Source organism: Nocardia sp. JCM 38205, from assembly GCF_058222935.1.
Genome location: NZ_JBYHFL010000011.1, coordinates 108,503 through 134,163 on the forward strand (window position 1 = coordinate 108,503; position 25,661 = coordinate 134,163).

The 25,661-nt window shown below is 68.7% G+C and carries 22 protein-coding genes and 2 tRNA genes; 15 read left to right on the forward strand and 9 right to left on the reverse strand.

Going from position 1 to position 25,661, the window contains the following annotated elements:
• The first annotated feature begins 18 nt into the window (after window positions 1–18).
• Both AC4HOU_RS27640 and AC4HOU_RS27645 read left to right on the forward strand, forming a co-directional pair.
• Window positions 19–2,832: a DEAD/DEAH box helicase gene (locus tag AC4HOU_RS27640; protein ID WP_490725574.1), complete on the forward strand. Its 2,814-nt coding sequence runs from the start codon at window positions 19–21 to the stop codon at window positions 2,830–2,832.
• Window positions 2,829–3,599 (forward strand): SWIM zinc finger family protein, encoded by a 771-nt coding sequence (locus AC4HOU_RS27645; RefSeq protein WP_280212993.1) that lies wholly within the window; start codon window positions 2,829–2,831, stop codon window positions 3,597–3,599. Before AC4HOU_RS27640 ends, AC4HOU_RS27645 begins: the two co-directional genes overlap by 4 nt.
• Before the next feature lies 1 nt (window position 3,600).
• Here the strand turns inward: AC4HOU_RS27645 and AC4HOU_RS27650 are convergent, their stop codons facing one another.
• On the reverse strand, window positions 3,601–4,677 hold the full coding sequence (locus tag AC4HOU_RS27650; protein WP_490725575.1) for an amidohydrolase family protein: 1,077 nt from the start codon (window positions 4,675–4,677) through the stop codon (window positions 3,601–3,603).
• A 109-nt stretch (window positions 4,678–4,786) separates the two neighbouring features.
• Between AC4HOU_RS27650 and AC4HOU_RS27655 the strand changes: the two genes are divergently transcribed.
• Window positions 4,787–5,791, forward strand: a complete 1,005-nt coding sequence (locus AC4HOU_RS27655; RefSeq protein WP_490725576.1) for a DUF2157 domain-containing protein — start codon at window positions 4,787–4,789, stop codon at window positions 5,789–5,791.
• A 13-nt stretch (window positions 5,792–5,804) separates the two neighbouring features.
• Here AC4HOU_RS27655 and AC4HOU_RS27660 read toward each other — a convergent pair whose 3' ends face one another.
• Window positions 5,805–6,440, reverse strand: a complete 636-nt coding sequence (locus AC4HOU_RS27660) for a TetR/AcrR family transcriptional regulator (protein ID WP_324197398.1) — start codon at window positions 6,438–6,440, stop codon at window positions 5,805–5,807.
• Window positions 6,441–6,547: 107 nt separating this feature from the next.
• Between AC4HOU_RS27660 and AC4HOU_RS27665 the strand changes: the two genes are divergently transcribed.
• From AC4HOU_RS27665 to AC4HOU_RS27690, 6 genes are all read left to right on the forward strand, one after another.
• Window positions 6,548–6,949 carry a Dabb family protein gene (locus AC4HOU_RS27665; RefSeq protein ID WP_163813906.1) on the forward strand — a complete coding sequence of 134 codons (402 nt, stop codon included), beginning with the start codon at window positions 6,548–6,550 and terminating at the stop codon, window positions 6,947–6,949.
• A 122-nt stretch (window positions 6,950–7,071) separates the two neighbouring features.
• Entirely contained in the window at window positions 7,072–8,574 is a 1,503-nt protein-coding gene (locus AC4HOU_RS27670) for a CoA-acylating methylmalonate-semialdehyde dehydrogenase (protein ID WP_490725577.1), read from the forward strand.
• 4 nt (window positions 8,575–8,578) lie between these two features.
• On the forward strand, window positions 8,579–9,736 hold the full coding sequence (locus AC4HOU_RS27675; RefSeq protein ID WP_163813909.1) for an acyl-CoA dehydrogenase family protein: 1,158 nt from the start codon (window positions 8,579–8,581) through the stop codon (window positions 9,734–9,736).
• Window positions 9,733–10,824, forward strand: a complete 1,092-nt coding sequence (locus AC4HOU_RS27680; protein ID WP_490725578.1) for an enoyl-CoA hydratase/isomerase family protein — start codon at window positions 9,733–9,735, stop codon at window positions 10,822–10,824. Before AC4HOU_RS27675 ends, AC4HOU_RS27680 begins: the two co-directional genes overlap by 4 nt.
• Window positions 10,821–11,732, forward strand: coding sequence for a 3-hydroxyisobutyrate dehydrogenase (gene mmsB, locus AC4HOU_RS27685; RefSeq protein WP_163813912.1), 912 nt, complete (start codon window positions 10,821–10,823; stop codon window positions 11,730–11,732). Before AC4HOU_RS27680 ends, mmsB begins: the two co-directional genes overlap by 4 nt.
• On the forward strand, window positions 11,729–12,505 hold the full coding sequence (locus tag AC4HOU_RS27690) for an enoyl-CoA hydratase (RefSeq protein WP_194990472.1): 777 nt from the start codon (window positions 11,729–11,731) through the stop codon (window positions 12,503–12,505). Before mmsB ends, AC4HOU_RS27690 begins: the two co-directional genes overlap by 4 nt.
• 15 nt (window positions 12,506–12,520) lie before the next feature.
• On the opposite strand, the gene AC4HOU_RS27695 is transcribed toward AC4HOU_RS27690, so the two are convergent.
• Together AC4HOU_RS27695 and AC4HOU_RS27700 are read right to left on the reverse strand one after the other, a co-directional pair.
• Complete coding sequence (locus AC4HOU_RS27695) at window positions 12,521–13,582, reverse strand: Hsp70 family protein (protein WP_462734544.1); 1,062 nt, start codon at window positions 13,580–13,582, stop codon at window positions 12,521–12,523.
• 169 nt (window positions 13,583–13,751) lie between these two features.
• The gene (locus AC4HOU_RS27700; protein ID WP_175585900.1) at window positions 13,752–14,300 is read right to left on the reverse strand and encodes a MarR family winged helix-turn-helix transcriptional regulator; all 549 of its coding nucleotides are present in this window, start codon (window positions 14,298–14,300) and stop codon (window positions 13,752–13,754) included.
• Window positions 14,301–14,418: 118 nt separating this feature from the next.
• Between AC4HOU_RS27700 and AC4HOU_RS27705 the strand changes: the two genes are divergently transcribed.
• Window positions 14,419–14,493 (forward strand) — tRNA-Cys (locus AC4HOU_RS27705).
• Between the two features lie 66 nt (window positions 14,494–14,559).
• Here the strand turns inward: AC4HOU_RS27705 and AC4HOU_RS27710 are convergent.
• Together AC4HOU_RS27710 and AC4HOU_RS27715 are read right to left on the reverse strand one after the other, a co-directional pair.
• Window positions 14,560–15,981, reverse strand: coding sequence for a metallophosphoesterase family protein (locus AC4HOU_RS27710; RefSeq protein ID WP_490725579.1), 1,422 nt, complete (start codon window positions 15,979–15,981; stop codon window positions 14,560–14,562).
• A 10-nt stretch (window positions 15,982–15,991) separates the two neighbouring features.
• Window positions 15,992–16,642, reverse strand: a complete 651-nt coding sequence (locus AC4HOU_RS27715) for an Rv0361 family membrane protein (protein WP_194991820.1) — start codon at window positions 16,640–16,642, stop codon at window positions 15,992–15,994.
• 384 nt (window positions 16,643–17,026) lie between these two features.
• Between AC4HOU_RS27715 and AC4HOU_RS27720 the strand changes: the two genes are divergently transcribed.
• On the forward strand, window positions 17,027–17,878 hold the full coding sequence (locus AC4HOU_RS27720; RefSeq protein WP_218586418.1) for a hypothetical protein: 852 nt from the start codon (window positions 17,027–17,029) through the stop codon (window positions 17,876–17,878).
• A gap of 86 nt (window positions 17,879–17,964) precedes the next feature.
• On the opposite strand, the gene AC4HOU_RS27725 is transcribed toward AC4HOU_RS27720, so the two are convergent.
• From AC4HOU_RS27725 to AC4HOU_RS27735, 3 genes are all read right to left on the reverse strand, one after another.
• Window positions 17,965–18,037 (reverse strand) — tRNA-Arg (locus tag AC4HOU_RS27725).
• 86 nt (window positions 18,038–18,123) lie between these two features.
• Entirely contained in the window at window positions 18,124–18,960 is an 837-nt protein-coding gene (locus AC4HOU_RS27730) for a DUF305 domain-containing protein (protein WP_163813920.1), read from the reverse strand.
• On the reverse strand, window positions 18,961–19,908 hold the full coding sequence (locus AC4HOU_RS27735) for a thioredoxin-like domain-containing protein (RefSeq protein WP_163813921.1): 948 nt from the start codon (window positions 19,906–19,908) through the stop codon (window positions 18,961–18,963).
• A 115-nt stretch (window positions 19,909–20,023) separates the two neighbouring features.
• On the opposite strand from AC4HOU_RS27735, the gene argS reads away from it, so the two are divergent.
• The 4 genes from argS to thrC all read left to right on the forward strand — a co-directional run bounded on the left by argS (window position 20,024) and on the right by thrC (window position 25,658).
• Complete coding sequence (gene argS / locus AC4HOU_RS27740; protein ID WP_163813922.1) at window positions 20,024–21,685, forward strand: arginine--tRNA ligase; 1,662 nt, start codon at window positions 20,024–20,026, stop codon at window positions 21,683–21,685.
• A gap of 46 nt (window positions 21,686–21,731) precedes the next feature.
• Window positions 21,732–23,147 carry a diaminopimelate decarboxylase gene (gene lysA / locus AC4HOU_RS27745; RefSeq protein ID WP_490725580.1) on the forward strand — a complete coding sequence of 472 codons (1,416 nt, stop codon included), beginning with the start codon at window positions 21,732–21,734 and terminating at the stop codon, window positions 23,145–23,147.
• A 67-nt stretch (window positions 23,148–23,214) separates the two neighbouring features.
• Window positions 23,215–24,564: a homoserine dehydrogenase gene (locus AC4HOU_RS27750; RefSeq protein ID WP_280211048.1), complete on the forward strand. Its 1,350-nt coding sequence runs from the start codon at window positions 23,215–23,217 to the stop codon at window positions 24,562–24,564.
• On the forward strand, window positions 24,561–25,658 hold the full coding sequence (thrC, locus tag AC4HOU_RS27755) for a threonine synthase (protein WP_163813925.1): 1,098 nt from the start codon (window positions 24,561–24,563) through the stop codon (window positions 25,656–25,658). The genes AC4HOU_RS27750 and thrC overlap by 4 nt, the downstream gene beginning before the upstream one ends.
• Window positions 25,659–25,661: the final 3 nt, after the last annotated feature.

Below are 25,661 nucleotides of genomic sequence, written 5' to 3' on the forward strand. Positions count from 1 at the left end.
GGGTGCTTTGATGAGGCCATGCTGCACGGTCTGTGGTCGCCGGGATCCGGGCTGCTGCTGTGGCACCCTCCCGGCCACGGCGCGGGCCCCGATGCCGACGCCGCGAAGCCCGTGCCGGGTTTGCTGGGCGATGTCGTCCGCACCGCCAAATTCCGGCATCGCGCGCAGGTGTTGCTCGCCGGTGACGGTGGCTTCCGCAGTGAACGGGTGCCCGCGCACGCCTTGGCTCCCGATGCTGCCGCGGCCGCGCTGCGGCAACGTCTGCCCGCCGCGGCAGTGGCAGGTGACCTTCGGTTTCTCGCTCATGTCGCACTCGGTATCGAGCGTTGGGTGCGGGCCGGACGGGTGGTACCGGAGCTGCGCCGCGACGACGGGCAATGGTGGGCGCGCTGGCGGCTGGTGGGCGGCGCGGGCCAGCGGGCCTGGCTGGCCGAACTCGCCTCCGCGATGCCCGCGGCGCTGCGGGTGGCCGGTGAACCGGCCGCCGTCCTCGACGATATGGTCACCGAACTCACCGATCCCATTGTCCGCGAACTGATCCCGGCTCGGGACTGCCCGCATCCGCTGGTCCAGGGGCTCACCGCCGACGCCCCGGTGGAGGCAGGCAGTCACCAGGCCGCGCAGATGCTGGAACGCTGGCGCACCAGTCTCGCCGCCGACGAACCGGAACTGGTGCTGCGGCTGCTCGAACCCGACGCCGACGACACCGACGAGGTGGCGCTGTGGCGCCTGGAGGTTTGCCTGCGCGTCGACGGCCGGGCGCCCACTTCCGTTCCACTGCACGGTGATCCGCAGCTGGTGCGGGCCGCGGTGGAGCGGCTCGGCGAAGCGCAGCGCGCCTATCCGCGGCTGCGCGACCTGCCCGGCGATCCGCGCACCATGGATCTGCTGCTGCCCACCGAGGTGGTGGTCGATCTGGTCGCGCACGGTGTGCACGCGTTGCAGGAGGCGGGCATCCGGCTGCTGCTGCCGCGCGCCTGGACGGTGACAGCGCCGACGATGCGCTTGCGGGTGAACAGCGCCGTGCCCGCCGCCGAGAGCACCGTCGGCCTGCCCGGGCTGGTGTCCTACCGCTGGGAGCTCGCCCTCGGCGACACCGTGCTCAGCCGCGACGAGATGCAGCGGCTGATCCACGCGAAATCCGATCTGGTGCAGTTGCGTGGGGAGTGGGTGCAGGCCGATCACAAGGTGCTCGCCGCGGCCGCGAAGTACGTCGCGCTGCATGCCGAGGACGCCGAGGTCACGCTGGCCGACATGATCGGCGAGATCGCCGCGACCCGCGTCGATCAGGTGCCGGTCACCGAGGTCAGCGCCACCGGGTGGGCGGCCGAACTGTTCGACCCGTCCGGTTCCGAGGAACCGGTGCCCGCGCCGATCGGATTGAAGGCACAGCTGCGGCCGTATCAGGAGCGCGGCCTGTCCTGGCTGGCCACCATGAGCCGGATGGGTCTCGGCGCGATCCTCGCCGACGACATGGGGCTGGGCAAGACGATCCAGGTGCTCGCCTTGCTGCTGCACGAACGCGCGGGCGATCGGCCGGTCGGCCCGACTCTGTTGGTGTGCCCGATGTCGGTGGTCGGCAACTGGCAGCGCGAGGCCGAACGATTCGCGCCCGACCTGCGCGTGCTCGTCCATCACGGCGCCGGGCGCGCCAAGGGCGAGCAGCTGTGGGCCGCCATCGCCGACGCCGACCTGGTGCTCACCACCTACGCCCTGATGGCCCGCGACGTCGCGGATCTGGCCGCCCGCGACTGGGAACGCGTGGTGCTCGACGAGGCCCAGCACATCAAGAACTCGAGCACCAGGCAGGCCAGGGCCGCGCGGGCACTTCCGGCCCGGCACCGGCTGGCACTGACCGGAACGCCGGTGGAGAACCGGCTGGAGGAACTGCGCTCGATCCTGGATTTCACCATGCCGAAACTGCTCGGCAGCGCCCAGACCTTCCGCGCCAGGTTCGCCGTGCCGATCGAACGCGAACGCGACGAGAACGCCATCACCCGGCTGCGCGCCATTACCGCACCGTTCGTGCTGCGCCGGGTGAAGACCGATCCGAGCGTGATCTCCGATCTGCCCGACAAACTCGAGATGACGGTGCGCGCCAACCTGACCGTCGAACAGGCCGCGCTCTACCAGGCCGTCGTCGACGACATGCTGAACAAGCTCCGCGATGCCAAGGGCATGGCCCGTAAGGGCGCGGTCCTCGGTGCGCTGACCCGCCTCAAACAGGTCTGCAACCATCCGGCGCATTACCTCGGCGACGGATCGTCGGTGCTGCGCCGGGGTGGCCATCGCTCCGGCAAGCTCGCCCTGGTGGAAGACGTGCTCGACGCGGTGCTCGCCGATGGGGAAAAAGCGTTGCTGTTCACCCAGTTCCGCGAATTCGGCGAGCTGATCGAGCCGTATCTGGCCGAGCGGTTCGGTACCAGAATCCCGTTCCTGCACGGCGGAGTCGGCAAACGGCGTCGCGACACCATGGTGGCCGAATTCCAGTCACCGGACGGACCGCCGCTGATGTTGCTGTCGCTCAAGGCCGGTGGCACCGGCCTCAATCTGACCGCCGCCAATCATGTCGTGCACCTGGACCGCTGGTGGAATCCGGCGGTGGAGAACCAGGCCACCGATCGGGCGTACCGGATCGGCCAGCAACGCGCGGTGCAGGTGCGCAAGCTGGTGTGCGTCGACACCATCGAGGAACGCATCGACGAAATGATCAGCGGCAAACGCCAACTCGCCGATCTCGCGGTCGGTTCGGGGGAGAACTGGATCACCGAGTTGAGCACCGACGAGCTGCGTGATCTGTTCACGCTCGGCGCGGAGGCGGTGGGCGAATGAGTCCACGCGTGGATTACCGCGAATTCGGTCCGCGACGGCCGGTGTCCGGTGGCGTCGAAGCGCGCAGCAGACGGGGCGCTTTCGCGCGTACGGCGTGGGGTCGGGCGTTCATCCAGGCGGTCGAACGGATGGCCGAACCGGGGCGGCTCGCGCGTGGGCGCAGCTACGCGCGATCCGGGCAGGTCGTCAGTTACCGGATCGAACGTGGCGCGGTCGTCGGTGAAGTGCAGGGCAGCCAGCCGCGCCCGTTCACCGCCACCTGCACGGTGCGGCCGCTGCGCGCCGAGGAGATCGATCTGCTGGTCGAGGAGATTCGCTCGGCGCCAGGCATGCTGGCCCAGATCGCCTCCGGCGCGCTGCCCGCCGCGCTCGCACCGCATCTGCTGCCCGAGACCGCGGCGGATCTCGATTTCGGCTGCACCTGCCCCGACCCGGGCTGGCCGTGCAAGCATGTGGCGGCGCTGTGCTACCTACTCGCCGAACGGCTCGACGAGTACCCGCGTGATCTGCTCACCCTGCGCGGGCTCTCATTGGACACGCTGATCGGGGGAGTCGAGCGTGGCGGCGGCACCGGCGGTGACAGCGACCCCTACGGCGAAGGGCTCGAGCTGCCCGCCTTGCCGACACCCGAATTCCGGCCCGCGACAGCGGATCTCGACCCGACCCTGCTGCGCCGTGCGCTGCGCATGCTCGCCGAGGACGAGACCGTCGCCGCGAGTGGCCTGCGCACCCTGACCGCCTGGTACGACGACTTGCGGCAGGCCTGACTCAGGCTTCGTCGATGCGGTACACGCGCTGTGCGTTCGCCCGGAACACCTGATCGAGGCACTCCGAATCGCCCACGTGTTCGGTGACGACCGCCGCCACGGCCTGCGCACTGCCGGCGATGGTGGTGATCGGCTTGTCCACCGGGAAATTCGAACCCCACACCAGCCGCTCGACCCCGAAGCAGTCCACCGCGTGCCGCAACATCGGGCCGATTCGTTCGATCAGCTGGGGAACCGGTGTCGCGCTGCCGCGCGGTGGAACCGGATGTCCGAGGATCGGCATCATCAGACCGCTGATCTTGGCCACCACATTCGGCTGGGCCGCTACGGCGGCGATGTCGTCGCGCCAGCGCACGAACAGCTCGCGCCGATGCCCCGGGTTGAATCCGGTGTGCTTGCCGACCGCGCCGAAGATTCCGGCGGGTGTGCCGAGATGATTCAGCACGATGGTGACCTCGGGGTACCGCGCGGCCAGCGCGGCCACATCCGGCAGCTGATGCGAATACACCCACGCCTCGAACGACAGCTGCCGCCGCGCGAGTTCGGCGAAGCCTTCGAGGAAGGCGTTCGCGGTGAGGTCACCGGGCGTGCTGGTGAACGAGCGCACGTCCGGGTCGGGATGATGCGCGACCATGGTGCGGATGCCGCGCAGCAGCGGCGACGCCGAGGCGTGTGCCTCGAGCAACTCGGCGAAGCCCGGTGCCGCCGGATCGGCACTGGCGATGATCGCGCCGAGGCGCGGGGTGTCGATACCGAACGGCAGACTCGCCACCCAGCGCGTCTCGTCCGCCTTCGCCAGCGGTCCGGCCCCGGTCCATTCGACCTCGATATGGGCGATGGTGCGGACCTTCAGCCCGGCCGTATCGTTGCGGTAGTTCGCGGGCAGATACGGATGCATATACGGCGTCGGATCGCCGACGAATTCGCGGTCACGGCGTGGCGCCACCTTCATCGCGATACCGATCGGCAGCGGCAGATACCGGAACAACCGCGCCAGACCGCTGAAATCGCGTGGCGTCGACAGCGGATCCCACTGGTGGATATGCGCGTCGATGATCGGAATGTCGGTGAGATCCATGATGTCCGTTCCGTCCGCCGTTCACCCGGTCCGGGCGATTGTCACACGCGAGCCGTGCCCGCATCCGGAGTACGGCCGAAACCGCGGGCGGGTCGGACATACTGGCGGCGTGGACCACGACAACAGTGCGGGATCGGGGTCGGCGCACGCGGCCGCCTTGCGCCCCCTGGTCGATTCCGGGGTGCTCACCGAGCAGCAACTGGACCGCGTGCTCGCCGCGCTGGCCGAACCGGTCACTCGGCCCGCCCGCACCAAGGTGCTGGCCGAGGTCGCTGCCTATGCGGGCGCGGGATTGTTGCTTGCCGGGATCGCATTGGTGTTGGCCGCCTCATGGGAAGACCTGGCGCGCACCGGCCGTGTGGCGATTCTGATGTTGATCACCGTGGTGGTCGCGGTGATCGGGGTTGCGGTCGCGGGCGGCCCGGCCGGGCTGTTCCCGTCCTTCCGTGACCGTGCCTCCGCAGGCATCCGGGTGCCGGCGTCCCGCCTCCGGCTCGCCGCGGTCCTGTTCGCACTCACCGCCGCGCTGGTCGCCGGAACCGTCGGCAGCGCGATCGAGGACGGTGACACCGATTCCGCCTGGGTCTACGCCTGCATCGCGGGCCTGATCGCCGCCGCGATCGGATATCTCGCGCTGCCGTCGCCGGCCGGGATGATCGTGTGCGCGATATTCAGCGCTGCTGTCGTCTCCGGGATGATCACCGATGTCGCCGGGCTCCGCGAGGGCTGGCCCGGGTTCGGCATCCTGCTGCTCGGTGTCGGCTGGGCCGTCCTCACCCGGTTCGGCGCCTTCGGCGAACGCTGGGCCGGCTACCTGATCGCGGTGCTCTTCGCGATCTTCGGCGCCCAGACCTGCGGCGAATACGAGTCCATGGTCCTGGCCTACTGGCTCACCGCGTTGATCGCCGTGCTCTGCTTCGCCCTCTACCTGACCGAACGTTCCTGGGTCCTCGTCCTCGGCGGCGGCGCTGCTCTCGCCCTGGCGGCGGCGGAAGCGGTCTGGGACTGGACCGATGGCTCCGTCGCCGCGGCCGGCGCGGTGCTCATCGTCGGCGCCCTGGTTCTCGGCGCCGGCGGCTACCTGCTCACCCGCGCCGGCCACGCCTCGCGATAGCGCGAACCAGCGGCTAGGAAGCCTCGGGTGCGTACGCCCGGAGGAAGGTCTCGACCGCCGCGTTCGCGATATCGCGGAGAGTCGCCTCCGGGACCTCACGGGTGCCGAGCCTGCTGTGCCGTTCGAGCGGCCCGGTGAGCAGGGCCAGTAATTGCTCGGCCGCGCGTTCCGGATCGGCATGGCGCAGCCGCCCGTCGAGCATGTAGCGAGCCAGCCGGTCGGACAGCGCCTCGGCCAGCCGCTGCGGCACCCGCTCCAGGACCTCGGCGGCCAGCTCGGGGAAGGTGACCAGCTGTGCGTAGGTCAGCCGATGTAATGCCGTGGCTCGGGCGCCGGCGCACACCGTTGCCAGGCGATAGGCGGCCTCTCCGAGCGCGGCGCGCGGATCGGGACTCGAGCCGCGCAGTGGTTCCAGCGCGGCCGAACACTGCGCCGCGACCGAATCCGCCGCCGCGCGCATCGCCTCCCGGAGCAGGGTCGGCTTATCGGTGAGGTGGTTGTACACGGTCGGCTTGGCCACCCCGGCCGCATCCGCGATCTCCTGGACGCACGCCTGGTCATAGCCGCGGCGTGCGAAGACCTCGAATGCCACATCGAGGATCGCCTGCCGTTTGTCGATGCGTCCCCGGCCGGTCGTCGGTGAAGTCACGGGGGGGAGCTTATCGGGAACGAACAGATTTTGAACTTGCGGGTTCATTCTTCTGACTGTACTAGTAGGTACGGCATTTTGAACCAGCAAGTTCAACTGGAGGCTTGATGATCGTGCACGTACTACGTTTCGGGTTCCGCGAGGAGGTCACCGAGCAGCAGAAGGAGCTGGTCTTGGCGACAATGCGCCGCACCGCCGCGGTGGAATCGGTCGAATTCGCCTGCGTCGGACAGGATCTCGGCGATCCCGCGTCGGGATACACACACTCGTACTGCGTGGGTATCGCGGACCTGGCCGCGCTGGAGCGCTACATGCACGATCCGGTGCACCTGGCCGGAGATCCGGTGATCATCCCGTATCTGGCCAAGGTGGCGATCGGCCCGGATATCTCCGATGACCCCGATCCGGAGCTCGGTGCCCGCATCATGGCGCTGCATCAGCGCAAGGTGCGGATGTATCCGGAGTGGGATCGGCTCATGTCGACGATCCCCGAGGTGCTCATCGCCTGAGTCTGGTGTGACGAAGTGGGTGGGTGTAGCATTTTGCTTGGACGTCCAACTATTGGACGACCGTAAACCTGCGCATGCGCCGCATGTTGCCACTGTTCAACCACCCTGAGGACAGGATTCGCATGGTTCGTGAACTCACCCACTTCATCGGCGGACAGCAGGTCCCCGGCACCTCCGGCCGCTTCGGTGACGTGTTCGATCCCAATGTCGGGCAGGTGCAGGCCAGGGTTCCGCTGGCCAGTACCTCCGAGGTGCAGGCGGCCATCGCGAACGCCGCCGCCGCGCAGCCGGAATGGGCCGCGTTCAATCCGCAGAAGCGGGCGCGGGTCCTGATGAAATTCCTGACCCTGGTCCAGGACGAGATGGACAGCCTGGCCGCGCTGCTGTCGAGCGAGCACGGCAAGACCCTCGCCGACGCCAAGGGCGATATCCAGCGCGGCCTCGAGGTGATCGAATTCGCGACCGGCATCCCGCACCTGCTCAAGGGCGAATACACCGAGAGCGCGGGCACCGGCATCGACGTCTACTCGATGCGTCAGCCGCTCGGCGTGGTCGCGGGCATCACCCCGTTCAACTTCCCGGCCATGATCCCGCTGTGGAAGGCCGGACCGGCGCTGGCCTGCGGTAACGCCTTCGTGCTCAAGCCATCCGAGCGCGATCCCTCGGTGCCGCTGCGACTGGCCGAGCTGTTCCTCGAGGCCGGGCTGCCCGCGGGCGTGTTCAACGTCGTCAACGGCGACAAGGAGGCCGTCGACGCGATCCTGCACGATCCGCGCATCCAGGCGGTGGGCTTCGTCGGTTCCACTCCGATCGCTCAGTACATCTACGAGACCGCCACCGCCAACGGCAAGCGCGCCCAGTGCTTCGGCGGTGCGAAGAACCACGCCATCGTGATGCCCGACGCCGACCTCGACGACGTCGCCGATCAGCTCATCGGCGCGGGTTACGGCTCGGCGGGCGAGCGCTGCATGGCCATCTCGGTGGCCGTGCCCGTCGGTGAGGAGACCGCCGACCGGCTGGTCGCCAAGCTCACCGAGCGGGTGCACAAACTCAATGTCGGCCGCTCCGACGATCCGGGCGTCGACTTCGGCCCGCTGGTCGGCGCCGACGGCCTGGACCGGGTGAACAACTACATCCAGGTCGGCATCGATGAAGGTGCCGAACTGGTCGTCGACGGTCGCGGCCTGACCGTCGACGGCGCCGAGGACGGCTACTTCGTCGGCGCGACCCTGTTCGACAAGGTCACCCCCGAGATGCGGATCTACACCGAGGAGATCTTCGGTCCGGTGCTCAGCGTGGTGCGCGCGCACGATTACGAAGAAGGCCTGCGCCTGGCCAGCGAGCACGAGTTCGGCAACGGTGTCGCGATCTTCACCCGCGACGGCGATACCGCGCGTGATTTCGCCGCCCGTGTGCAGGTGGGCATGGTCGGCATCAATGTGCCGATCCCGGTGCCCATCGCCTACCACACCTTCGGCGGCTGGAAGCGCTCCGGTTTCGGCGATCTGAACCAGCACGGCCCGGATTCGATCCGCTTCTACACCAAGACCAAGACCGTCACCCAGCGCTGGCCGAAGGGTCTGAAGGAGAACGCGGACCACTTCGTCATCCCCACGATGGACTGATGCGATGTTCACACTGAACGACGACGAACGCGCCATCCGCGAGACCGCACGCGATTTCGCCGACGAGTTCCTCGCCCCGCACGCACTCGAATGGGATGAGCACATGCACTTCCCGATCGAGGTGCTGCGCAAATCCGGATCGGTCGGCCTCGGCGGCATCTATGTCGCCGAGGACGTGGGCGGATCCGCGCTGCGCAGGCTGGACGCGGTGCGCATCTTCGAGGAACTGGCCACCGGCTGCCCGGCGGTCGCCGCCTATATCTCGATCCACAATATGGCGGCGTGGATGATCGACGCCTACGGTGACGACGCCCAGCGTTTCCGCTGGCTGCCGGGCATGACGTCGATGGAGATCCTCGGCAGCTACGCCCTCACCGAACCTGGCGTCGGCTCGGACGCGGCGGCGTTGACCACCAAGGCGGTCCGCGACGGCGACGATTACATCCTCAACGGCGCCAAACAGTTCATCTCCGGCGCGGGCGCCAATGACGTCTACGTGATGATGGTGCGCACCGGAGACGAAGGCGCACGCGGCATTTCGGCGCTGATCGTGCCCGCCGACACGCCCGGCCTCACCGTCGGCCCGAACGAGAAGAAGATGGGCTGGAAGGCGCAGCCGACCAGGCAGGTGATCCTCACCGACGCCCGTGTCCCGGTCGCCAATCGGCTCGGCGCCGAGGGTGACGGCTTCCGCATCGCCATGAACGGGCTCAACGGCGGCAGACTCAATATCGCGGCTTGCTCGATCGGCGGCGCGCAGGCGGCACTGGACAAGACCGTGCCGTACCTGGCGCAGCGGCAGGCGTTCGGGGCGCCGCTGTTGAAGAATCAGGCCTTGCAGTTCGACCTGGCCGATATGCGCACGCAGCTGGAGGCCGCGCGCACCCTGCTGTGGCGGGCCGCCGACGCCCTCGACGCCGATGCCGACGACAAGGTCGAGTTGTGCGCGATGGCCAAGCGTTTCGCCACCGATGCCGGGTTCGAGGTCGCCAACAAGGCCCTGCAACTGCACGGCGGCTACGGTTACCTCGCCGAGTACGGTCTGGAGAAAATCGTCCGGGATCTGCGCGTGCATCAGATCCTCGAGGGCACCAACGAGATCATGCGGGTGGTCGTCGCCAGGTCGATGACCTCGGCCGCCCGTGGGGCAGGAGCAGCATGAGTGAACCCGAAGTCCTGATCGAGACCCGTGACGGGCTCGGCGTCATCACCCTGAACCGGCCAAAGGCCATCAACGCGCTCAACCACGCGATGGTGCTCACCATCACCGAGGCGCTGCGGGCCTGGGCCGAAGACCCGCAGGTGCGGACCGTGGTGCTCACCGGCGCCGGCGAGCGCGGTTTGTGCGCGGGCGGCGATATCGTCGCCATCCACAACGATGCCAAGAGCACACAGCAGGATTCGGCGTCCCAGGCCACCGGCGCCGAATCGGCGTCCGGCCGGTTCTGGCGTGACGAGTACATCCTCAACGCGCTGATCGGCCGGTATCCGAAGCCGTATGTCGCGGTGATGGACGGCATCGTGATGGGTGGCGGCGTCGGGTTGTCCGGTCATGCCGGGCACCGCATCGTCACCGAGCGGTCCATGATCGGGATGCCCGAGGTGGGGATCGGGTTCGTTCCCGATGTGGGCGGTACCTATCTGCTGGCAAGGACTCCGGGCGAGCTCGGCACCCATGTCGCGCTCACCACCGCCCGGATGCGCGCCGGTGACGCCATCGCCGCCGGTTTCGCCGACTATTACATCCCGTCCGAGCACATCCCGGCGCTGCTGGACACGCTGCGCACCGAGACCGCCGATATCGCCATCGCCAAATTCGCCACGGCCGCACCGGAATCGGAGCTACTGGCCCAGCGTTCCTGGATCGACGCCTGCTACAGCGCCGACACGGTCGAGGAAATCGTCGAGCGGTTGCGCGCCAACGGACCCGAGGCGGAAGCGGCGGCCACCGAACTGCTCTCGAAATCGCCTGTCTCGCTGAAGGTCACGCTGCGCTCGCTGCGTTCGGCCCGGCGCGCGGATTCGCTGGAGGCGGTGCTGAACGAGGAGTATCGCGTCTCGATCGCCACGCTCGGTTCCCACGACCTGGTCGAGGGCATCCGCGCGCAGGTGATCGACAAGGACCGCAACCCGCAATGGTCTCCGTCCACCCTGGACGCGGTGACCGACGAGCAGGTCGCGGCCTATTTCACCGAATTGGGTGGCCATGAACTGGGTTTGACCGCCCCGAGCCCGGAGGGACAGCAGTGAACGAGCCTGCCCGCAAGACCATCGGTTTCCTCGGCCTCGGCCATATGGGTGCGCCGATGGCCGCCAATCTGGTGCGCGCCGGATACGACGTGCACGCCTTCGACCCGATGCCCGCCGCCCAGGAGGCCGCCCGCGAGGCCGGGATCCGGCTGGTCGAATCCGGCGTCGCCGCCGCCGTCGACCGCGACATCGTGATCACCATGCTGACCAACGGCAAACTGGTCCGCGACGTCTACGGCGAACTGGTGCCGGCCGCGCGGCCCGGCGCGCTGTTCATCGATTGTTCGACCATCGATGTCGCCGACGCCAAGGCGGCCGCCGAGATGGCGATCGCCGCAGGTCATCGCGCACTGGACGCGCCAGTGTCGGGTGGGGTCGCCGGTGCTGCCGCAGGCACGCTGACCTTCATGGTCGGCGGCGCGGAGGCCGATTTCGCCGAGGCGCTTCCGGTGCTGGAGGTCATGGGCGCCAAGGTCGTGCACTGCGGCCCGAACGGCGTCGGCCAGGTCGCCAAGATCTGCAACAACATGCTGCTCGGTATCTCGATGATCGGCCTGTCCGAGGCGCTGGTGCTGGGGGAGAAGCTGGGGCTGAGCCATCAGTCGTTCTTCGATGTGGTGTCCAAGGCCTCCGGCCAGAGCTGGGCGCTGACCAACTACTGTCCGGTCCCCGGTCCGGTGCCGACCAGCCCGGCCAATAACGATTACGAGCCCGGTTTCGCCACCGCGCTGATGAACAAGGACCTCGGCCTGGCCGCGAATGCGCTGCGTAACAACGGTGTCGATGGTCAGCTCGGCCTGCTGGCGGCGCAGATCTACGAGCGGTTCAACCAGTCGGCTGCTGGTAAAGACTTCTCCGCTATCGTCACCGACATCCGTAACCGCAGCGAGCAAGAGGGTGCACAGTGAACGAATTCGAGACCATTCTGCTGGAGCGCAAGGGCCGGGTCGGCCTGATCACGCTGAACCGGCCGAAGGCGCTGAACGCGCTGAACGCGCAGGTCCTCGATGACGTTATCGCCGCACTCGACGAACTGGAGCATGACGACGAGATCGGCGCCGTCGTCATCACCGGCTCCGAGAAGGCCTTCGCCGCGGGCGCCGACATCAAGGAAATGCAGCCCAAGTCGTACATGGACATGTTCATGAACGACTACTTCGCCCGCTGGGACCGGCTCGCGGAGTTCCGCAAGCCGACCATCGCCGCCGTCGCCGGGTACGCGCTCGGCGGTGGCTGTGAGCTGGCGATGATCTGCGATCTGCTGATCGCCGCCGATACCGCCAAGTTCGGTCAGCCCGAGATCAAGCTCGGCGTCATCCCCGGTATCGGCGGTTCGCAGCGGCTGACCCGCGCCATCGGCAAGGCCAAGGCCATGGACCTGGTGCTCACCGGCCGCAATATGGACGTCGAGGAGGCCGAACGCGCCGGGCTCGTCTCCCGGATCGTGCCTGCCGCCGAACTGCTCGACACCGCGCTGGAGGTGGCCGACACCATCGCCTCCATGTCGCTGCCGGTCGCGATGATCGCCAAGGAAGCGGTGAACCGGTCCTTCGAGACCACCCTGTCCGAGGGGCTGCGATTCGAGCGCCGGGTCTTCCACTCGCTGTTCGCCATCGAGGATCAGAAGGAAGGCATGGCGGCCTTCGTGGAGAAGCGGCAGGCGAAGTTCACCAACCGCTGATCGACGCGGGCTCGGTCAGCGCTCGGAGCCGGACGGAATTCCGGCGATCTCCATCGGCGTCGGCGCGGTACCCCCCTCGGGGTGCCGCGCCGATTCGCCGTTGACGGTGAGCAGTCCCGCGATGGTGGCGCCGAGCCCCGCGGTCACCGCGAGGGCCGCGACGAGCTTGCGGCGCCCGACCGGACCGCCACCGGCAAGGCTCGCCGACAGCCCGCGGTGGCGCAGGCGCGGCATCTTGATCTCGGCCGCGCGCCGTTCGGCCGCGAGCAGCACCGCCCCGCGCGCCGAGACGTATTCGGGCTCGGGATCGTAGACGATCGGCATCCCGACCAGCCGTTCCAGTTCGGCCCGGAGGGTCGGGTTGCGGGTACAACCACCCAGCAGCACCATCGCGTCCGCGCGCACCCCCGTCTCCTCCGCGAGCTGGCGGACGAACGAGGCCGAATGATGGATGCCTGCCGCGCACAGTTCGGCGAGATCGCTGCGGGTGACCACCGCACGCTCGTCGGTGCCGGGGTTCATCGCGGTCACCACCCGCGCACTGCTGAGCGCTTCGCGATGTTTGCGGATGGTCGGTTTGTCGGTCAGCACGCCGCCGCGGGCCAGCTGCCAGCGCAGCAGGGCGTCGTAGCCGTCACCGCCGAGCACCGTGCTGCGGCGCGAGGCCAGCACGGCGTCGGTGCGGCAGTCGATATGGGTGATGGTGAGCCCGGAACTGCCCAGGTCGTAGAGGATGACGGTGTCGGCATCGGGCAGCGCCCCGGTGAAGCGCAGGTAGCGCAGCTGGGCCAGCGGCTCGTCGACGATGGTGAGCTCGTGCCCACCGGCTGCGGCCCTGATGCTGTCGGCGTGCAGCGAGCATCGACAGGTCACCGCGATGCGGGTGATCAGTTCGTCGCGCCGCGCGGCGGCGACCCGCATCCTGCGGATCGCCTCGAACACTGCCTCTTCGATCCCCGCCCCGGCACGCCGTGGAACCTGGCATCGGTCGATGGGATCCAGATGGGGTTGGTCGGAGTGGGTGAGCACAGCGCGCGCACCACAGGCACCCGCCGACACCCCGAGGACCAGCACCATGCGCTCCATGGTGGACCACCGGCGCAGCGTTGCCAAGATGAACGGGCGCGAAATTCGCTACTTGGATGCCGGAACGTTACCCAGCGGATGTCTCGGAGGAGTAATGGACGGTACGGTTTTCGCCGTTTGTGCTACTTGGGCGTTTCGCGCGGTTTGTCGTTGTGCTGGTTCACGAATCGGTGGCGCTCCAGCGGGCCGGTTCCTCGCCGGTGTCGAAGTCGCCCGCGGTGTGCCGGAATTCCGCCAGGATCTGCAGCAGTGTGCGCAGCCGGTCGGGCTCGAGTCCCGGGTGCGCGAAGACTTCGGCGTTGAGACGTTCAGTGGCCTTGGCAACCACTTCCCTTCCCGGATCCGTGATTTCGATGAGCGTGGCGCGCCGATCGCTCGGATGCGGTACCCGCACCACCAATCCGGCCGCTTCCAGGCGGTCGACGGTATTGGTGACGCTGGTCGGATGCACCTGCAACCTGGCGCTGGCCTTGGCCATCGGTAGTGCCCCGGTCTTGCTGAAACTCAGCAGCATGAGCAGTTCGTAGCGGGAGAAGGTTAGCCCGGTGGGCTTCAACGCCTCGTCCACCCGTGACATCACGATCTGCTGGGCCCGCACCAGCGAGGTCACCGCCGCCATCCCGTCGGCCACCGCGCCCCAGCCGTGGCCCACCCATTGCCGGTGGGCCTCCTGGATCGGGTCGAGCGGTAGCGGACGTGACCTGGACATGGATCCGATCATTCCATGTGCCCACCGCCGGGCCGTCGCGCCGCGACCCGTGCCTTGCGATCACGGTGATCGCAACCCTGGGCGTCCGGCGGCGGACCCGGCAGTATGCAGAGGCGAGGCGGGCGTGGCTGAGTGGTTCAGGCAACGGTCTGCAAAGCCGTTCACGCGGGTTCGATTCCCGCCGCTCGCTCCACGCATGGGTGCGCCGCCGCGGTGCCTCGCCCGGTTCCGTCACTGCCGGGCGAGGTGCCGGGCGGTCTCAGTGCAGGCCCGAGAAATCCCGTGGCACAACATGATTACGGTCGGCGAACGTGCCGAGGGTGTAATCGGGGAACAGGCCGAAGTACTCACCGCGGGTCAGTGTGCTCCAGCGGCGCGCCTGCTCGGTGCGGGTCTTGTAGAAATTCAGCATGTACCCGCCCTCGTAGATCCGCAGCAGACTGTAGCCGCCCGGATATTCCTTCACCGCCGCCACCTCGAGGAATTCGACGGCGCAGGCCGTGTCGGGGCGGGTGCGCCGGTTGCGGTGGGTATGACCGCTGTGGTGCAGGAACACCCCGGGTGCGCGCTCGTACAGGGCCTGCAGTTGGGCACTGTCGTGGCGGTTGAGCACGAACCCGGGGCCCGCGGTGTTGGTCAGGCCGGATTCGACGGTGACCGGATGATGCCCGAAGACCAGGGTGGGACGCTCGGGCTCCGCGCGCAGGAGCTCGCGGAGCCGCGCCAGCTGCGGCGCCTCGATCGTGCCGCCCGCGCCGTCCAGCTCGCTGGTGTCGAGGCCGATCAGCCGTAACCCGCCGAGATCATGCTCCACCGGCTGCTGACGCGCCCCGAATTCCGCTGCCCAGCAATCGGAATGAGAATCGTTTCCGGGGACTGCGGGGCAGTCGCGGTATTCGGCGCCGGTGTGCGGGCGGTCGTGGTTGCCGCGCACGGCCAGATAGTCGGTGCCTGCCGTACCCCAGTCGTCGAGCCGGGCGCGCACGCCACGGGTCTCGGCCGGAGTGGCCTCGCTGGTGAGATCACCGGCCAGGAGCAGGATCCCGGCGTCGCGATCCGGGCGGCGCAGGTCGTCGAGCAAGGCCGCGAGCATCACCTCCGGGTACGGCCGCAGCCCCGGTTCCTGGCGGAAACCGGGCGGCAGCTCCCCGATGACGAGTCCGCTGACCTCCTCGCCGAAATGCACGTCATTGGCCAGCGCTACCGTGCGCAGCAGCCGGCCAGGGGGCGGGACCAGCGTGGTGAACTCGCCGAGCAGTTCGGGGCTGCCGGGCAGACGCGTGGTGAGCGATACCGCGGGCGCGGCCCGCACCCCATGGGACCAGGCTTCGAAACGGTAGCGCCGACCCGGCTCCAGTCCATCGAACTGCGCGTAGTGGAAGGGGGTTCGCGCCTCCGAGGCCCAGACCTGGATCGGCGCACGCGAACTGTCCGCGGGAACCAGCCGCACTTCGCCGTCGGTGGGCACCGGCAGCAAGCGTCCGCCGGCATCCGGTGCACGTGTGGTCCAGGTGAGCACGGCCGACCGATCGGTGACGGTGACGAGTTCCAGATCGCCCGCGACGATCGGATTCGGCTGGGCCAGAACCGAACCCGGCCGCACTACGCCCATAGCGGGCAGCAGCGCGGCCAGGCCGATGGCGCCGAGGAAGCTCCGGCGCGAGGGTCCGCAGCAGGTCACCGGCGGCGGATCAGTTGTTGTCGTCGGAGTCCGAGCAGATCTTCCACTTGCCGTCTTCCTTGGCGAGCGTCTCGTCCGAGGTGTTCTCCGGGTCGGTGCTGTCCTCACCGGGCATGGAAATGCTGAACGTGCCGGTGACCTTCGCGGTGGCCTTGTCGCCGGTGATCACCACGTTGTCGACCTTGTCGATCTCGATCGAGAAGGACGCCTTGTCCATCATGTCCTTCTCGCTCTGCGAGGCCTTGTCGAACTCGGCCCGGTCGGCCGCGCACGACAGCTCGGCCGCGGCGATGATGCCCTCGTTCTCCATGGTGTCGTAGAACTCGCGGATCGAGTTCTCGATCTGCTTCTCGTCCGAGGCCAGCGGCGTCTTGCCCTGCATGGTGAGCACGATGCCGGTGGTGATACCGCCCACCACCACGAGTGCGAGCACCACGAGGCCGACGATCAGGCCGGTCTTCTTCTTGGGCGGCTGCTGCGGCGGGTACCCGCCGGGCTGCGGGAACCCGCCCTGCGGCGGATACTGGCCCGGCTGCGGCCCGTACTGCGGCTGCTGCCCGTACGGCTGCTGACCATAGGGCGGCTGCTGCCCGTACGGGGGCTGCTGCCCATGCGGGGGCTGCTGCCCGTGCGGCGGCTGTCCTGCTGGTGGGTACGTCATGTGGGTTCGTCCTCCCTATCCCCGGGGTGTGCGTGGAACATTACGACACCCGGTGCCCGCTGTCCGCGTCCGGCTCGATGACCGCAGGCACGCCACAGGGCGAGCGTCACCAGCACTGGGAAACGTGGATCCCGGTCCGGTGTCAGGCTGTTCGGGCGCCTGCGCCGGTGCCAGGCGTGCACGCCGGGAAAGCTGGAGGTAGTCATGGTCGGACGCGGAATTCACTTGTGCGGCAGCGTGCCGATGGATGGCCCCGAAGCCGTGTTCCGCCAGGTGTCCGCTCGCCTCGGTAGGCGAGTTGCCCGGATACCCGACGGTGAAACCGGCATTCGCGACAACTGGGTCGTCTGGCAGCTGGCCTGCCTTCAGGCTCATCCTGATCTGATGACGGTGCCGCCGCCGAGCCCGGAGTACGGGCCGAGCGAGCGGGTGCGACCGCGGCCTGGTGTCGATCCGCTCTCGATCGACCTCGGCCCGCTCGGCTACGCCGAGGCCGCGGTGGAATCGTGGAAGGTCTTCGAGCGGTTGCGCGCCGACGGGGTGATCGACGGCGGTATCCGGTTCCAGGTGAGCTTGCCCTCGCCGATCGCGGTGATCGGTGCTTTCACGGCCGGTCCGCAGGCGGAATTGGAGCGGCGCTACGAGGCCGCGCTGCTCGCTGAGCTGGAGATGATCGTGGCCGAGGTCCCGGCGCGCGATCTGGCGATCCAGTGGGATGCCGCGGTCGAGTTCGCTCTCTTCGAAGGGGTGTTCCCGTCCTGGTTCGGGTCCGGCTACGACCAGTTGCTGGCGGGCGTCACCGAGCGGCTGGTCCGGTTGGGCGCCGCCGTTCCCGAGGGCGTGGAGCTCGGATATCACCTGTGCTACGGCGATTTCGGCCATCGCCATTTCGTCGAACCCGCCGACACGTCGACGCTGGTGGCGGTCGCCAACGGCATCGCATCGGCTGCGAACCGGCCGGTGGAGTGGATTCATCTGCCGGTGCCGCGCGATCGTGCCGACGCCGCGTACTTCGCGCCGCTGGCCGATCTCCGCCTCGCACCCAGCACCACGCTGTACCTCGGTGTGGTGCACGCCGGTGACGGGTTCGCCGGCGGACGGCGGCGGATCGAGGCGGCCGCGGCCGTCGTCCCCGATTTCGGTATCGCCACCGAATGCGGTTTCGGTAGGCGCCCGGCCGAGCAGATCCCGCAGTTGTTGGATCTGCACGCTCGACTGGCGGATTCGCTGGGGTGACCCATCTGGGGCGGGGATCGGCCACCTGAGAGCCTGAACGAGAAAGACCCCGACCGGCGAAACGCTGGTCGGGGTCTTTCGTGCTGTGCCCTCGGCAGGAATCGAACCTGCGGCCTTCTGCTCCGGAGGCAGACGCTCTATCCCCTGAGCTACGAGGGCGGGGATCGGGCCGGTCGGGGCCGGGAGGGCCGTCCGATCGGGCGGCCAAAGCGTATCGCATCCGTCGGCCGTGTGCCAAAAGCGGCTCAGTTCAGCGGCAGGGGAGCGGCGCCGCGGGCGGTGAGCATGCCGGTCATCAGCTGGGATTCGCCCTGCTGGGTCTGGTCCATGTTGCTCGCCAAGGTCCGCACCGCCGCTGTCTCGGCGTAGGTGGCGGCGTACTGGATCATCGGCAGCCCGCCCTGGTGGTGGCGCAGCATCAGTTGCAGGAACAGCACATCCAGCTCGGTGCCTTCGGCCCGGCGCAGCGCCGACAGCTCCTCGGGGCTCGCCATTCCCGGCATCTCGCGCATCGGTCCCTCGGTGGCGTGCGGCGAGGTCTGGCCGGTGCCCGTGTGGTCGTGGCCGCCGGCGTGCTCGGTCATCCAGCCCATGTAGCCGTCGACCGCGCGGGCGGGTTCGCCCCACAGTTGCAACCAGCCCTGCATCCGGCCGACCTGGTTCTGCTGGGTGGTGAGGATGTCGTAGGCCAGCCGCCGCACATCCTGATCGCCGGACCGGATCAGCGCCACCCCCGCCATCTCCACCGCTTGGGCGTGATGAGCCGACATGTCCTGGCTGAACCCGACGTCGACGGCGCTGGGGGAGGGCCCGGAATCCCGGTCCAGCGGCTGACGGGCCAGCACCCCGATGGCGAAGCCGAGCACCATCGCCCCGATGACGCCGATCACCAGCAGGGCCGTGCGCTGGCGCCGGACCTGCCCGGCGAAGCCGGAGTCGTCCTCTGCCGATTCCTCGTCGTTACCGGTCTCGGGAACATCACCTCGGGCGGCGACATCGGAGTCGGCCGCGCTGTCGGTATCCGTACCGGAAGCCCGGGCCGCGGTCTCCTCGGAGTCCTTCGGCAGCTCCGTCGATCCCATCTACTGGCCCGCGCCCGGCTGGGCGCCCTGCGGAGCCTGCGGAACGGGCGCACCACCCGGCACCGGCGCACCGCCGGGCATACCGGGCAGACCACCCGGCAGACCGGGGATGCCGGGAACGCCGGGGACACCGGGCACCCCGCCCGGCATGCCGCCCAGTTCGGTCGGATCTGGCGTGATGCCGCCACCGTCCATCGGCACCGCGTCGGGGCCGGGGGGAGTGGGGTCGAACGGCGGCGGGTTCTCGGTGTCGAAGACGATTGTCGAGCAGTCCGCGCCGACCTCGGGGTAGGCATAGGAGTTCAGCCGCAGCGCGGTGATGAACTGGCCGACGCGCTTGTCGTCGGCGCTGTCGAGCTTGAGCTGATGCCCCCACGATTGCAGTGCGACGGCCGAATCCTGGCCGGGGTAGGGCGACATCATCGTGTACTGCTCGCCCTTGACCTTGCTCGCCAGCGTCTCGATCCCCGCGGCGTCGACCTTGTCCGGGTTGTAGGTGATCCACACCGCGCCGTGCTCGAGCGAGTGCACGGCGTTCTCCACCCGGATCGGCTTGTCGTAGACGATGCCGGTGCAGGTGGCCCAGGAACTGTCGTGCGGGCCGCCGAAGGGCGGGCTCTGGTCGTAGGCCACCCGCTGATTCGGCTGGATGTGCAGGCCGGCCGGGTATTCCTTCTTCACCACGCCGTCGATGGCGAGCGATGGGTCCTGGTTGTCCTCGCTGGGGGTGAACTTCTCCAGTTCCGCCGCTTCCTGGTACTTCGGTACCAGGTTGTAGGCCAGGGCGCCGATCAGCGCGATGATCACGGCGGCGGCCCCGATGGCCAGCCAGGGAATCTGGCGCTGACGTGTACCTTTACCCTTGCCGCTGCCCTTTTTCCGGCCGGGCGCCGCCTTTCCCGCGGCCTTCACGGCCTTGGCCGACGTGGCGCTGGTCTTGCTCGGCATCGCTGATCGTGCTCTTTCGACGTGGTGGACGGTCGTGTGCGCGGTGCCCGCGTGAGGACGAACACCTGGTGCCCACTCGTGGTGCACACCTGCCCAGACCATAGGATAGAGACTCGTGACTCCAGCTGACCTTGCAGATCTCCTTCACGCGACCGCGGCGAAGGTGCTTGTCGAACGTGGACTGGACCCGGCGGTCCTGCCCGACGAGGTCACCGTGGAGCGTCCCCGTAATCCGGAACACGGCGACTATGCCACGAATCTGGCCATGCGTGTCGCCAAGAAGGCCGGAACCAATCCGCGTGAGCTGGCCACCTGGCTGGCCGAAGCGCTGGACGCCACCGACGCCGTCGCCGCGGCCGAGGTCGCCGGCCCCGGATTCCTGAACATCCGCCTGGCCGCTTCCGCGCAGGGCGCGATTCTCGAGCAGGTCCGCACCGCAGGCGCGGCCTACGGCACCGCCGACACCCTGGCCGGCACCAAGATCAACCTCGAGTTCGTCTCCGCCAACCCCACCGGTCCCGTGCACCTCGGCGGCACCCGCTGGGCCGCCGTCGGTGACGCGCTCGGCCGCATTCTCGCCGCCCAGGGCGCCGAGGTGGTGCGCGAGTACTACTTCAACGATCACGGCGCGCAGATCGACCGCTTCGCCGAATCGCTGGTCGCGGCCGCCACCGGCGCTCCGACTCCGGAGAAGGGTTACGCGGGCGCCTACATCAGGGAGATCGCGGACAAGATCGTCGCCGAGCATCCCGGTGTGCTCGATATCGAGCCCGAACTGCGCCTGGAGCGGTTCCGCGCCGAGGGCGTGGAGCTGATGTTCGCCCACATCAAGAAGACGCTGCACGATTTCGGCACCGACTTCGACGTGTACTTCAACGAGAGCTCGCTGTTCGCCTCCGGTGCGGTCGAGGAGGCGGTGAACACCCTCAAGAACTCCGGCGACCTGTACGAAAAGGATGGCGCCTGGTGGATCGCCAGCTCCGAATACGGCGACGATCAGGACCGAGTCGTCATCAAGAGCGACGGCAATGCCGCCTACATCGCCGGTGACATCGCCTATTTCCAGAACAAGCGGGCCCGCGGCTTCGACCTGTGCATCTACATGCTCGGTGCCGACCACCACGGCTACATCGGCCGGTTGAAGGCCGCCGCCGCCGCGTTCGGCGACGATCCGGCCACCGTCGAGGTGCTCATCGGTCAGATGGTGAACCTGCTGCGCGACGGTGTCGCGGTGCGGATGAGTAAGCGTGCCGGCACCGTCGTCACCCTCGACGACCTGGTCGAGGCCATCGGCGTGGACGCCGCACGCTATTCACTGGTGCGCAGCTCGGTGAATTCGAGCCTGGACATCGACCTGGATCTGTGGACCAAACAGGACAGCGTCAACCCGGTCTACTACGTGCAGTACGCGCACGCCCGCGCCGCTTCCATCGGCCGCAATGCCGCCGAATTCCCCGAGTACGGCACCGTCGAGCCCGATTTCTCGCTGCTCACCGCCGACGAGGAGGGCGCGCTCATCCGCACCATCGGCGAATTCCCGCGGGTGGTCGCCAGCGCCGCGAGCCTGCGCGAGCCGCATCGCATCGCCCGCTACCTGGAGGAACTGGCCGGGGCCTATCACCCGTTCCAGACCAACAAGTCCCTGCGCGTGCTGCCGCTGGGCGACGAACCGGTCTCGCCGACCAACGTCGCCCGCCTCGCGCTGGTGAACGCCACCAAGCAGGTGCTGGCCAACGGCCTGGCCCTGCTCGGCGTCTCCGCACCGGAGCGCATGTGAGCACCCTGCACCAGGCATCGAACGCACCGGCAACGGAGGAGAACTAGTGAGCGCCCATCCTGCCGGACCCCGGCACGCCGAAATCCCGCACGCCCCCAACCTGCCGCAGCGCCCGGCCGACCCGAAGCAGCTCATCGAGCTGCCCGCGCATGTGTGGCCGCGCAACGCCACCCGCGGCGAGGACGGCGTGGTCCGGCTGGCCGGCATCCCGGTCACCGAACTGGCCGCCGAATTCGGCACGCCGCTGTTCGTCATCGACGAGGACGATTTCCGTTCCCGCTGCCGCGACATGGTGCGCGCGTTCGGCCCCAACGCCAAGGTGCACTACGCCTCCAAGGCGTTCCTGTGCGGTGAGGTCGCGCGCTGGATCCGCGACGAGGGCCTGTCGCTGGACGTGTGTTCCGGCGGTGAGCTCGCCGTCGCGCTCAACGGCGGCTTCCCCGCCGAGCGAATCGCCCTGCACGGCAACAACAAATCCGTCGCCGAGCTGGAGGCCGCGGTCGCGGCCGGAGTCGGGCATGTGGTGGTCGACTCGCTGATCGAGATCGAACGGCTCGAGGCCGTCGCCGGGCGCGCCGGTGTGGTGCAGGACGTGCTGGTGCGCGTCACCGTCGGCGTGGAAGCCCATACCCACGAATACATTTCGACCGCGCACGAGGACCAGAAGTTCGGCTTCTCCATCGCGGGCGGCGACGCCATGCAGGCGCTGGCCCGGGTCTTCGAGGCCGACAATCTGCGTCTGGTCGGCCTGCACAGCCATATCGGCTCGCAGATCTTCGAGATCGACGGTTTCGAGATCGCCGCGCGCCGCATGCTCGGACTGCTGCGCGACGCGGTCGACACATTCGGCGCCGAGCGCACCGCGCAGATCGCGATCCTGGATCTCGGTGGCGGGCTCGGTATTTCGTATCTCGAGGCGGACGATCCGCCGCCGCTGGACGAGTTCGCCGCCAACCTCCGCAGGCTCGTCGCCCAGGAGGCCGAGCGCGCCGGGCTGCCCGAGCCGGTCATCGCGGTGGAGCCGGGACGTGCCATCGCAGGCCCCGGCACCGTCACTCTGTACGAGGTCGGCACCATCAAGGACGTCTCACTCGACGGCGGCCTGCGGCGGCGCTACGTCAGCGTGGACGGCGGGATGAGCGACAACATCCGCCCCGCGCTGTACCAGGCCGACTACGACTGCCGCCTGGTCTCGCGCGCCTCCGATGCCGAGCCGGTGGTCGCTCGCGTCGTCGGAAAGCATTGTGAGAGTGGGGATATCGTCATCAGGGACACCTGGATGCAGGCCGATGCCGGTCCGGGTGATCTGGTCGCGGTGGCCGCGACCGGTGCGTACTGCTACTCGATGTCGAGCCGGTACAACATGCTGACCCGGCCCGCGGTGGTCGCCGTCCGCGACGGACAGGCACGACTGCTGCTGCGCCGCGAGACCGTCGCGGACCTGATCGGACTCGAGGTCTGATGTACGACGTGATGAGCAAGGTGGAGGTGCAATCAACGTGACCGAGGCGAATGATGCCGGCGCGGCTGTGGCCGCGAAGAACGGCACCTGGGGAAACGAACGGCCGATCGGCGTGGCGGTGCTCGGTATGGGCAACGTCGGCACCGAGGTCGTGCGCATTCTCCGGGACCACGCCGATGATCTGCGGTCGCGGGTCGGTGCTCCGGTCGTGTTGCGCGGTGTCGCCGTGCGCGACCTGGACCGCGATCGCGGGATCCCGGCCGAACTGCTGACCACCGATGCCGAAGCACTCGTCGCGCGCGCCGATGTCGACCTGGTCGTCGAGGTCATGGGCGGCATCGACCCCGCCCGCGGCCTGATCCTGGCCGCCTTGAACGCGGGCAAGTCCGTGATCTCCGCGAACAAGGCGCTGCTGGCCGATTACACCGGTGAACTCGCGGCGGCCGCCGAACGCAGCCGGGCCGACCTCTACTTCGAGGCCGCCGTCGCCGGCGCCATCCCGGTGGTGCGTCCGCTGATCCAGTCGCTGTCCGGCGACCGGGTGAACAAGGTGGTCGGCATCGTCAACGGCACCACCAACTTCATCCTCTCCGCGATGGATGAAACCGGCGCCGATTACCACGACACCCTCGCCGAGGCGACCCGCCTCGGCTACGCCGAGGCCGACCCGACCGCCGACGTCGAGGGCTTCGACGCTGCCGCCAAGGCCGCGATCCTGGCCTCGCTGGCCTTCCACACCCGGGTCACCGCCGCCGACGTCTACCGCGAGGGCATCTCCAAGATCACCTCCGAGGACCTGGAGACCGCCTCCGCGGTCGGCTGCACGGTGAAGCTGCTCGCCATCTGTGAGCGCGTGCCCGCGGGCCCCGGCGAACCCGGACCCGACGAGGGCGGTAAGGAGCGGGTCTCGGTGCGCGTCTACCCGGCGCTCATCCCGCGCGAACACCCCCTGGCCGCCGTCAACGGCGCGTTCAACGCCGTCGTCGTGGAGGCCGAGAACGCGGGCCGCCTGATGTTCTACGGCCAGGGCGCCGGTGGCGCTCCCACCGCGTCCGCGGTGCTGGGTGATCTGGTGATGGCCGCGCGTAACAAGTTCTACGGTGGCCGCGCGCCCGGTGAATCGGTTTATGCTGAGCTGCCGATCGCGCCGATCGGCGATACACCCACCCGCTACCACGTGAACCTCCAGGTCGCCGACCGCGCCGGCGTCCTACAGGCGGTCGCGGGTGAGTTCGCCGATCACGGGGTGAGCATCTCGACCGTGCGTCAGGAAGGCCATGGCGCGGGTGCGCGCCTGGTCGTCGTCACCCACCATGCGACGGAGTCGGCGCTCGCGGATACTGTGTCCGCGCTGGCGGAACTGCCGTCCGTCACCTCCGTGACCAGCGTTTTGAGATTGGAAGGCACCGAAGAATGAGTTCGACAGCGGGAGTGGCCCACCAGACCGGAGTGCACTCCCGGTGGCCGGGTCTGATCACGGCCTACCGCGATCGGCTCGCGGTCGGTGCCGATTGGGAGCCGGTCACCCTCTTCGAGGGCGGTACTCCGCTGGTGCCCGCGACGCATCTGTCCGAGCTGACCGGCTGCGAGGTCTACCTGAAGGTCGAGGGCCTCAACCCGACCGGTTCGTTCAAGGACCGCGGCATGACCATGGCCATCACCGATGCCAAGTACCGCGGCCAGAAGGCCGTGCTGTGCGCCTCCACCGGCAACACCTCCGCGTCGGCGGCGGCCTACGCCACCCGCGCTGGCATGAGCTGTGCGGTGCTGATCCCCGAGGGCAAGATCGCGATGGGCAAGCTGGCCCAGGCCGTCATGCTCGGCGCGAAGGTCATCCAGGTACAGGGCAACTTCGACGACTGCCTCGAGCTGGCCCGCAAGGTGACCTCGGAGTTCCCCGAGGTCGGACTGGTCAACTCGGTGAACCCGGCGCGCATCGAAGGCCAGAAGACGGCGTCGTTCGAGATCTGCGATGTGCTCGGCAAGGCGCCCGATGTACATGTGCTCCCGGTCGGCAATGCCGGCAACATCACCGCCTACTGGCGCGGCTACCGCGAATACCGGGCCGACGGCATCACCGACTCGCTGCCGCGCATGCTCGGCGTGCAGGCCGCCGGTGCCGCCCCGCTGGTCAACGGCGCCCCGGTGAAGGACCCCGAGACCATCGCCACCGCCATCCGGATCGGCGCCCCGGCCTCGTGGAACAGCGCGGTCGAGGCCAAGGACGAGTCGGGTGGCGCCTTCCGCGCGGCCACCGACGAGGAGATCCTCGAGGCTTACCGGCTCGTCGCCGCGACCGAGGGCGTGTTCGTCGAGCCCGCGTCGGCGGCCAGCGTGGCGGGGCTGCTCGCGGCGCGCAAGGAGGGCTGGCTCGATTCCGGGCTGACCGTGGTGTGCACGGTGACCGGCAACGGTCTCAAGGACCCCGATACCGCGCTGCTGGGCATGCCCCAGGTCCAGGCGATCCCGGTCGACCCGGTCGCGGTCGCCGCCGAACTCGAGCTGGCCTGAGTT

Excerpts from the sequence above, each read along its gene's own strand:
- AC4HOU_RS27650 (WP_490725575.1), bottom strand. The coding sequence starts at position 4,677 with ATGGATCTCACCGACATTCCGATCATCGACGCGCATATCCACCAGTGG.
- AC4HOU_RS27735 (WP_163813921.1), bottom strand. The coding sequence starts at position 19,908 with ATGCCGAGCAAGACCAGCGCCACGTCGGCCAAGGCCGTGAAGGCCGCG.
- AC4HOU_RS27640 (WP_490725574.1), top strand. The coding sequence starts at position 19 with ATGCTGCACGGTCTGTGGTCGCCGGGATCCGGGCTGCTGCTGTGGCAC.
- AC4HOU_RS27695 (WP_462734544.1), bottom strand. The coding sequence starts at position 13,582 with ATGGTGCTGGTCCTCGGGGTGTCGGCGGGTGCCTGTGGTGCGCGCGCT.
- AC4HOU_RS27665 (WP_163813906.1), top strand. The coding sequence starts at position 6,548 with ATGATCGTGCACGTACTACGTTTCGGGTTCCGCGAGGAGGTCACCGAG.
- AC4HOU_RS27670 (WP_490725577.1), top strand. The coding sequence starts at position 7,072 with ATGGTTCGTGAACTCACCCACTTCATCGGCGGACAGCAGGTCCCCGGC.
- AC4HOU_RS27645 (WP_280212993.1), top strand. The coding sequence starts at position 2,829 with ATGAGTCCACGCGTGGATTACCGCGAATTCGGTCCGCGACGGCCGGTG.
- thrC (WP_163813925.1), top strand. The coding sequence starts at position 24,561 with ATGAGTTCGACAGCGGGAGTGGCCCACCAGACCGGAGTGCACTCCCGG.
- AC4HOU_RS27680 (WP_490725578.1), top strand. The coding sequence starts at position 9,733 with ATGAGTGAACCCGAAGTCCTGATCGAGACCCGTGACGGGCTCGGCGTC.
- AC4HOU_RS27720 (WP_218586418.1), top strand. The coding sequence starts at position 17,027 with ATGACGGTGCCGCCGCCGAGCCCGGAGTACGGGCCGAGCGAGCGGGTG.
- AC4HOU_RS27700 (WP_175585900.1), bottom strand. The coding sequence starts at position 14,300 with ATGTCCAGGTCACGTCCGCTACCGCTCGACCCGATCCAGGAGGCCCAC.
- AC4HOU_RS27675 (WP_163813909.1), top strand. The coding sequence starts at position 8,579 with ATGTTCACACTGAACGACGACGAACGCGCCATCCGCGAGACCGCACGC.
- AC4HOU_RS27730 (WP_163813920.1), bottom strand. The coding sequence starts at position 18,960 with ATGGGATCGACGGAGCTGCCGAAGGACTCCGAGGAGACCGCGGCCCGG.
- AC4HOU_RS27715 (WP_194991820.1), bottom strand. The coding sequence starts at position 16,642 with ATGACGTACCCACCAGCAGGACAGCCGCCGCACGGGCAGCAGCCCCCG.